Below are 8,761 nucleotides of genomic sequence, written 5' to 3' on the forward strand. Positions count from 1 at the left end.
GTAGCGAGCCGGCAGGTCGTCGCCGGGCCAGCGCACCTCGCCCACCGCATCGGTGGCCAGCGGCAGGCCCAGGTAGACGACCTGGTTGGTAATGCCGGCGTCGCCGATCTCCAGCGGCTGCGGCTCGATATCGTCGTCGGGCAGCTGGAAGGCCGTGCCATCCGGCATCACGCCGCTGGCACGGCTGATGGCGATACGGCCGAAACTGAGGAACTCCGCGTTGAGCTCCAGCATCTGGAAGCCGTAGAGGCAGTGACTGACGCCGCGCAGGCGCGCGTCGATCAGCCCTTCCAGGCTGCGCTGCTGCTGCTGGAAGTGCTGCGGCTTGATGAACAGCCCTTCGCTCCAGACCACGCGATTGCGGCTAGCCATCAGTCTTGATCCCTCAGCTCGGCTTCGTCCGCACGCAGGTGAACCAGCAAATGGTAGTCATTACCCTGGGCGTTGACCTTGACCACCTTCTTCCACTGGGCTTGATCCGGGTTGTTGTAGAAGGCGATGAGACCGATATAGCGCGTCTCCTCGTCGATCTCGAAGGGCTCGTAGAACTTCCACTGACCGGGCAGCAGGGTGAAGTCGTCGTGGGTCAGGTAGTTGGTGCCCAGGGCCTCCTCGAGATCGTTGAGCAGCTGGTAATGGTCGGCGGCCATCAGCATGGAGTCGTCCTTGAGCTGCAGGATCTGGAAGCGCAGCGGCGTGCCGTCCCCGTCCAGGTTGGGGTTGACGTCGGGCTCGGCAAGCATGGCCAGGTCGACCTGCGAGAGACGCGGCTCGGGATGGCCCACCGGAATCGACGGGTCCTTGATCACCTGCCAGGTCTTGCCCATGGTGGTACAGCCACTGAGAACCAGCGCCAGCATGACGGCGATCAGCCAGGCAGGGGGAGTGAATAAGCTTGTGCGCGACTTGCTTGATAGCATGACTCTTGCGCTCTTTATTATCGTGCTCATGCTTCCTCCCGCTGCTGGCGGCGAACCGACTGGTCGTAGGCCTGCTCGAACACCTCCCAGAACAGCTTGGCGAAGCCCTGCTGGCGGCCGGAGTTCAGCTCCTGGTAGTAGTGGCGGTACATCTCCCAGGCCCAGCCACCCTCGTCTTCCAGACGGTTGCCGGCGCCGCGGTAGGCGTGGAAGCGCTTGAGCAGGGCATCGGGCGCAAAGGCATCCAGAATGGATTGCAGCGCCTGACCGATGGCCTCTTCCACCGCCGCCTGGTGCTGTCCCTGGTGGGCCAGGCATTCGGCCACCGCTGCCGGTGCCGAGAGATGCACCGGGCTGCGACGGGCGGAGAACAGCGTCTCCACGGTTTCGCCATAGGGCTGGCCCAGCCGCAGGGGGTTGTCCTCGATGGGCTGAAGGCGGCGGTCGCGCAGCGGATAGCGGCTGTCGTCCTGGGCCTGGTGCAATGCCTGGAGCCCTTCGATGGCGGCCCGCAGGGTGTTGCCGGCCTCCATCAGGAAGGCCTGCTGCTCTTCGCTGTCATGGAAGCGAAGATTGGCGCCCAGGGCACGCATCAGGGGATCGGCACCCACATGCCCCGCGGCTGCCGGCACCGAGTCCTGCCAGCGGTCCTCGAGCTGCTCGCCAACCGAGCGCTCCAGATCGTTCAACAGTCCTTCATCCATTTCCCTGCTCATGGCGTTTTTGTCCTCATATGGTCGGATCGTCGGCTTGGCCGGCGCGGATTCGCGCCGCTCCCGTTGGTGGTAAGTCGTCCCGCTCGAGCCCGGGACGTCCAGCTCGTCGAGCAGCGGGGCGGTGACGTCGATGACTGCCTCGTCGGGGTGCTTCAGGGCCGTCATGGGGTCCCGGTGGCTGGCACCGGGGGTCGCCTCCCCCAGCGCCTCGAGGGGGTCATCCTGCCGCGGTGGCGTCATGCCCGACCGGGGCATGGCATGCACCAGCGGCGCACCCTGCCCTGCCAGCGCTTCCTGCTCCTCATTGATCAGCGCGGTCAGCGGCTGGGCGCCGGGCTGGCCGCTCTGGCGGTCGCCCAGATGGACCCGCAGGTGATAGTCGCCGAGCCTCAGCTCGTCGCCATCGCACAGGGCAACCCGCCGGTCGCGGCCAAGGGGCAGCGTGGCGTGATTGATGAAGGTGTGCCCGCTGCAGTCGATCAGGCAGAAGCGGCCATCCTGTCGCCCAATCAGGGCATGGCCGGGTCGAATGCGGCCGGCATGATCCTGCAGCAGCCAGTCGTCATCCGCGCCGCTGCCGAGTGTGCCGCCCGGCTCGTGGAAGACATGGCTGCTGGTGGAGCGTCCTTCCAGCCGCTCGCTGTTGATGACCACCAGGGTGACGGCCGCATGGGCAGTGGCGTGGCGCTCGGTGACTTGCTGGTAAGAGGCTTGCATGGGCGGTTAGCCTGTCATCTGTATGCGTACCCGGCGGCGCCTGGAGGCATCGCTGGATTCGGGGTTGACGAAGGTGGTCCAGCCGAGCTGGCAGCTGCCGGCTTCACCCAGGCGCATCGGCATGACGGCACTGGGCAGCAGCTCGAGCTCCAGGTCGTAGGCCAGGGGTTCGCGCAGCACGAAGTTCACCAGGGTCTTGAGCGGTGCGTGCTCGCAGCCGTCGGGCAGGAAGTCGCGGAAACGCGCCAGGCTCAGGCCCCTCAGGCAAAGGGCGAACTTGCCGCCGATATCGGCGACCCGCTCGCCGGCGATCATGTCCTCTCCCAGCGTCATGGCGGAAAGCCCCGACCGGCTGCGCTGGTCCTCGGGAATCACCACCCAGCGATGCACCCACTCCTCGAGATGCACGTCGTCGAGGTCGAAGCAGTGGCCGACAATGCTGCACACCACCTCGGGGGAGCGCGAACGCCCCGCCAGCAGGCCCGCATAGGCGAGCATCTTGCTCCAGTTGATCGGCGTCTCGCCGCGCAGCTCGGCATCGGCCAGCCCCACCAGGGAAAAGACGGCCGCGGAGAAGCCGTCACTGGCATTGTCCTGGTAGCGCACATAGTGGCGGTACTTGCGCCAGGCACGATGAACCAGGGTCAGCAGGCGATGGTTGAAGAAGTCGAGAAAGTCGCCGGCGCTACCCTCGTGGTGGGCCGCATCATGGGCCAGGCTCTCCAGGTAGTAGCCGGGCAACGGCGACTGGGACCCCTGCAGCCCCAGGAAGCTGACTTCCAGCCGGTAGCCGCCATCAACGCCGGGCTCGAGGGACACCACGTCGCTGCCCGGGAAGCCCAGCGATGCCGACGCGCTGAAGCGCACCCGCTCGAAAGCCGCCACGCTACCGCCGCCCCCACCTTCGAGGTCATCCTCATGGTGGCGGTGCAACAGCTCGACGAGCTGGAAGAAGTCGTAGCGTCGCGCCCCTTCGATCAGGCTGCCGGCGCTACATCAGCGGCTGCTGGCCCGACTGTAAGGTCCATGCGTAACGCTCACGGTTGTGTCGGTTGATGACATGCAGCTCATGGAACGAGTTGATGCTGGCGTAGAGCGAGAAGAAACGCGCCAGCACGCTGCCGAACAGGTAGAGGCTGCCCTCGTCGCCAAAGGCTTCCTGGTCCAGTGTCATGACCGACCGCAGCCCTCGTACCGGCAGTCCCCGCTGGAGCCGGTCGATGGACTGGGTCTCGATATCGGCGATGCCCGTCAGGCGTTTCTGGGAGACGCGCTCCGCCTGGCGGTCGACCAGTGCCCGGAAGTCGTAGGCCCTCAATACCGAACAGAGGGCGTCCCGCTCGAGCAGCGACAGGTAGTTGAGAGACAAGTTGGAGATCAAGGTCCACATCAGGCTGCCGTCGAGGGTCGGACGCAGCGCCGGCGTCGGCCGGGTGATATTGCGAAAATCGGCATGCACCGGACTGTTCTCGGTGGACACGCAGACATCGCCCACCGTCAGCTTCTCGGGCAGTTCGCGGTTGCTGCAGGTGAGCCGCAGCGAAATGGTCTCGCGCATGCCCAGGCAGGCGCGCTCGTCGCCGCGAACGAAGGCGATGTCGTGGTCGAAGCCATCACCGCGCAGGCTGTCGCGAACCCGCACCCGGTAGTAGAGCGCCTGCCGGTCCCGATCGCGCTCGATCTGGTGCTGGAAGCTCTCGAACGGTACATAGTTGCGCGGCTCCCCCCGGACCTTGCCGGATTCACTCTCCAGCCAGCCATGCACCGCATCGACGCTGAACACCTCGTAGTTGGCCGGCGAGCGGCTGCTGGGACGAATGTGGTACTCGCTGCGCTCGCCGCTCAGGTCGATGGGGTCGGCATCGTGGGTGAACAGGTTGATGGCCGGCGTGCAGTAGAGCGCCAAGTGCTCGTCGCGCACCCGTGCATCCGCCGGCAGGGTGCGCGAGAAGACGAAGCGCAGCGTCAGGCGACTGGCCTGGACGGAGGGCAGGTGGCGGCCCAGCGAGGCCAGGTCGACGAAGTGGAAGGCCTCGGGGAAGCAGAGATACTCCTGCAGGATGCGATAGCCCTGGTAGGCATTGCGCGGATAGGGCAACAGGGCATCTTCACGCTCGAACCCTACCGGCTGCAGCAGGCTGTTGGGCAAGCGCCGGCGCTCGCCGTCGATCTCCAGCTCGATGCGCTCCAGGTAGTGGTTCAGCCACAGATAGAGGCTGCGTGCCGTGTAGCCGTTGCCCCCCAGGTGCAGCCGCAGATCCTCGATTCCCTGGGCATCGAGTGGCTGATCGCTGCGCACGTCGAGGTTCAGCTCGACGACGGAGGCCTCGCGGGAGTGTCGCGCCTCGACACCGGCATGCTGCAGCGGATAGAGCGCCACGTCGTGACAGGTGCGGAAGCGGCAGGCCGTTCCGTCAATGGGCCGGCTGCCCACCGCCGTGCCAGCCGCAACGGACTGGGAAACGCTCAGGGCATGCCACTTCGGGGTGAACTGCATGACCGTCATGCTCGGCACCGGACGCAGGTAGTTGGGCCACAGCATGCTGATCAGCGAATGGGTCAGCTCGGGAAACTCGTCCTCGACCTTTTCCCGCATGCGGCCGGTCAGGAAGGCAAAGCCTTCCAGCAGGCGCTCGACGTCCGGATCCGTGCTGCGTTCGGAGAGGAAGCGACTCAGGCCTGGATTGGCCTCGGCGAATTCCCGCCCCTGCAGCTTCAGAAAGTCGAGCTCGTCCCGGTAATAGCGATTCAGCATGCGAGCCTCGTTTCCCAGATGCGTGGTTACTCAGGTGCTCAGTTCTGGCGCGTCTCAGTTCAAAAACCGTTCAGTTCAGGCACTGGTAGCGCTTGTCGTTCAGCAGCAGATCGATGGTGGTCTGGGCGTTGTCCCGGCCAAGATCCAGGGTCGCGTGGACCTGGAAACGCAGCTGCAGGGGGTCGCCGCCATGGGGCAACGACTCCACTTCCACTCGCTGTACTCGAGGCTCGAAGCGTTCGATGCACTGGCGAATGGCGCGCTGAATGTTGAGTTCCAGATCGAGTACACCGATGGTTGCGTCATTGAAGTCGAGCAGCCCCAGCTCCGGGGCACACTCGCTGTGCCCGGGGTGGCTGTTGAGCAGGTCAACGAGATGACGCTTGATGGATTCCACGGTGTCGGCGAGGCTCGCCTCGCTCCCTGTCTCGACCGGCTGCCCGGACGCCGCCAGGCGCTCGAACAGCCGGTTGCCGAGCACGCCACCACGGTAAAGGCTCATGGCAGCGACACTCCCTTACTCCTTGTCGAGGCGGCCCACCAGCGACAGCTCGAAGTTGGCGCCCATGTACTTGAAGTGCGGGCGCACCGCCATGGACACCTGGTACCAACCCGGATCGCCCTCGACGTCGGAGACCTGGATCGAGGCGGCCCGCAGCGGACGGCGGCTACGCACCTCGGCCGGCGGGTTCTCCTGGTCGGCAACGTACTGGCGGATCCAGGCGTTGAGCTCACGCTCGAGATCCTGGCGCTCCTTCCATGAACCGATCTGCTCGCGCTGCAGCACCTTGATGTAGTGCGCCAGGCGATTGATGATGAACATGTATGGCAGCTGGGTACCGAGCTTGAAATTGGTTTCGGCGGCCTTGCCTTCGGCCGTGTTGGGGAAGACCTTGGGCTTCTGCACCGAGTTGGCGGAGAAGAACGCGGCGTTGTCGCTGCCCTTGCGCATGGTCAGCGAGATGAAGCCTCTTCCGCCATCTCGAATTCACGCCGGTCAGTGACCAACACCTCGGTGGGAATCTTGGCCTGGAGCTGACCCAGCGCCTCGTAGGTGTGGACCGGCAGGTTCTCCACCGCGCCGCCGCTCTGGGGGCCGATGATGTTCGGGCACCAGCGGTACTTGGCGAAGCTGTCGGTCAGTCGCTCGGCGAGCAGGTAGGCGGTGTTGCCCCACAGGTAATGCTCGTGGTTCTCGTTGACCGTTTCGCGGTAGTTGAAGCTCTTGACCGGGTTCTCGACCGGGTCGTAGGGCATGCGCAACAGGAAGCGCGGTGCGGTCAGGCCCAGGTAGCGGGCGTCTTCGGACTCGCGCAGGCTGCGCCAGCGGGCGTACTTCGGCCCTTCGAAGATCGCCTTGAAGTCCTTGATATTGGGCAGCTCCTCGAAGCTGTCGATACCGAAGAAGCTCGGCGCCACCGAGGAGAGGAAGGGGGCATGGGCCATGGCGCCCACCGCGGCGGTGAACTGCAGCAGCTTGATGTCCGGCGTCGAGGGCGAGAAGTCATAGTGGCCGATGATCCCGGCGACCGGTTCGCCACCGAACTGCCCATATTCCGCCGCATAGACGTGCTGGTAGAGCCCACTCTGGCTGAGCTCGGGAGCGAACTCGAAGTCCTCGAGCAGCTCTGCCTTGGTGGCATGCAACACGTCCAGCTTGATGTTCTCGCGAAAATCGGTGCGGTCGACCAGCAACTTGAGGCCACGCCAGGCCGATTCCAGCTCCTGGAAGCCCCGGTCGTGCAGGATCTCGTCCACCTGGCTGCCGATCTTGCGATCGAGCTCGACGATCATGCGATCGACCACCGACTTGTTGACCTGGGGGGCGTCGCTGGTGCTCTGCAGCAGCTCGGCGATAAACGCCGCCACGCCCTGCTTGGCGATATCGTAGCCCTCGTCGGCCGGTGCCATGCGCGTCTGCGCCATCACCTGGTCGAGAAGGGAGTCTTCAGCCTGGGCCCCGGCGGCCTGGCCCTGCGTTTGTACCGAATCGGTCATGGGGTTGCCTCGAATCCTTTACCTGGCGTTGAATCGCCTGCCTGCACCTGTTCTGCCTGCACCTGAACTCACAGGAATCAGGCGTCGCCCTTGTTGTTCGTGTCGAGCAGCTCGAGCTCCGAGAGCAGCTGCTGGCGCGCCTCGTCACTCTCCATCAGCTTCTGCAGCCGATCGCGGAAGGCCGGCACATTGCCCAGCGGCCCCTTGAGCGCAACCAGCGCCTCGCGCAGCTCGACCAGCTTGCGCAGCTCCGGTACCTGCCGGGCCACGCTGTCGGGGGCGAAATCCTCCAGCGCCTTGAACGAGAGGTTCACGGCCAGGTCGGCCGACTCTTCGCCCTCTTCGAGCCGGTTGGGTACGGAAGCCTGCAGGCCAAGACCCGCCTCGCGCATGACCGACTGGAAGTTGTTCTTGTCCACCGAGACCTTGTCGCGCTCCTCGATGGGCGTCTCTTCCGCGCCACCCTTGAAGTCCCCTACCACCAGCAGCTTGAGCGGCAGCTCGGTTTCCGCCTGCTGGTCGCCGGTAGCCGGTACATACTTGATATTGATGCGCTCTTTGGGCGCAACGGTCCCTTCCTTTGCCATTGTCTGGAGCTCCCTGACGAACCGCTGGATTTTTGGAACGATTAAGTCATACGTCTTGATACTGGCCCGGTGGGCAAGCCAGGAACGGGCTATGCGAACCACATCGACCCCAACCGAATTGGCCAGGGCCACACGCCGCTGCGAGATGATCCAGGCGCAGGCCGGCGGACCCGAAGAAGCGCTTGCCGCGATAGCTGATGACGCGAGAGGGTAAACAGGAAGTGAGGAGGTGCCAAACGAGGCCATGGACGACAGGCAAGTTTACGTGGACGTTACTTACAGGAGAGAAAACAGAATAAAAACCGCCAACTGCCGAAAACATGCAGGGTTCGTGACGGATATCGTCAAGCCGTCTTGAGACAATTAGTACGATGTATACCTTTGCTTACAGCCATTGTAGGAAATGGCTTACGCGAATATAAGTGATAAGCACCACCATCACTCCGCAATGTGCTCGTATTGACCTGCCTATCGGTGCGTTTATTTCATCCCGCAGCCACTAGACAATGCCTGACGAAAGGTCGGAAGTGGCTGGTGTACCGGTTCACAAACGGGGATTCACAGGGACTATTCCAATGTCACACAATAAAAAACCGGCCATGAAGCTCGATTCATGGCCGGTTGGAACAGGCAGTGTTGCGCTTGTTGACTGTCTCGAATTAACCCATCCGCGCGCGAATGGCGGCTTCGATACCCGGCGCATCCAGTCCACACTCGGTCAGCAGCTCTGCCGGCTTGCCGTGTTCGACGAAGGCGTCGGGCAGGCCGAGATTGAGAAGCTCCACCTGCACGCCCTCGGCGGCCAGCAGTTCGTTGACGGCACTGCCGGCGCCACCCGCCACGACGTTCTCCTCGAGGGTGACCAGCAGGTCGTGCTCGTCGGCGGCGGCCAGGATGGCCTCCCGGTCCAGCGGTTTGATCGAGCGCATGTTGATATGGGTGGCGTCCAGGGCGTCGGCCACCGCGGCCGCGGGGCCATTGAGGCTGCCGAAGGCCAGTAGTGCGACTCGGCTGCCGTCTCTACCCGCCTCGCGGCGATGCTCCGCCTTGCCGATCTCCAGCGGCGCC

General features: G+C 64.4%; 8 protein-coding genes and 1 pseudogene. All 9 read right to left on the reverse strand.

All coding sequences use genetic code 11. The features are described from left to right. A partial coding sequence (gene tssK, locus Q427_RS06120; RefSeq protein WP_043511993.1) for a type VI secretion system baseplate subunit TssK occupies positions 1–372 on the reverse strand: 372 nt, incomplete at its 3' end. Next, the gene (gene tssJ / locus Q427_RS06125) at positions 372–950 is read right to left on the reverse strand and encodes a type VI secretion system lipoprotein TssJ (RefSeq protein ID WP_331280555.1); all 579 of its coding nucleotides are present in this window, start codon (positions 948–950) and stop codon (positions 372–374) included. The genes tssJ and tssK, both read right to left, overlap by 1 nt. Further along, the gene (tagH, locus tag Q427_RS06130; protein WP_051496173.1) at positions 947–2,353 is read right to left on the reverse strand and encodes a type VI secretion system-associated FHA domain protein TagH; all 1,407 of its coding nucleotides are present in this window, start codon (positions 2,351–2,353) and stop codon (positions 947–949) included. The genes tssJ and tagH overlap by 4 nt, the downstream gene beginning before the upstream one ends. 6 nt (positions 2,354–2,359) lie before the next feature. Continuing rightward, complete coding sequence (tssG, locus tag Q427_RS06135; protein WP_231613472.1) at positions 2,360–3,286, reverse strand: type VI secretion system baseplate subunit TssG; 927 nt, start codon at positions 3,284–3,286, stop codon at positions 2,360–2,362. Positions 3,287–3,344: 58 nt separating this feature from the next. After that, positions 3,345–5,108, reverse strand: coding sequence for a type VI secretion system baseplate subunit TssF (gene tssF / locus Q427_RS06140; RefSeq protein WP_043511998.1), 1,764 nt, complete (start codon positions 5,106–5,108; stop codon positions 3,345–3,347). A 70-nt stretch (positions 5,109–5,178) separates the two neighbouring features. Continuing rightward, the gene (gene tssE, locus Q427_RS06145; RefSeq protein WP_043512000.1) at positions 5,179–5,610 is read right to left on the reverse strand and encodes a type VI secretion system baseplate subunit TssE; all 432 of its coding nucleotides are present in this window, start codon (positions 5,608–5,610) and stop codon (positions 5,179–5,181) included. 15 nt (positions 5,611–5,625) lie between these two features. Further along, positions 5,626–7,106 (reverse strand): annotated as a pseudogene (tssC, locus tag Q427_RS06150) (type VI secretion system contractile sheath large subunit). A gap of 77 nt (positions 7,107–7,183) precedes the next feature. Further along, a complete protein-coding gene (gene tssB, locus Q427_RS06155) occupies positions 7,184–7,693 on the reverse strand; it encodes a type VI secretion system contractile sheath small subunit (RefSeq protein WP_043512006.1) in 510 nt (169 codons plus the stop codon). A 659-nt stretch (positions 7,694–8,352) separates the two neighbouring features. Then, positions 8,353–8,761 (reverse strand): transketolase C-terminal domain-containing protein (locus Q427_RS06160; RefSeq protein WP_043512008.1); only part of this gene is annotated, 409 nt, incomplete at its 5' end.

The organism is Halomonas sp. BC04 (genome assembly GCF_000568385.1).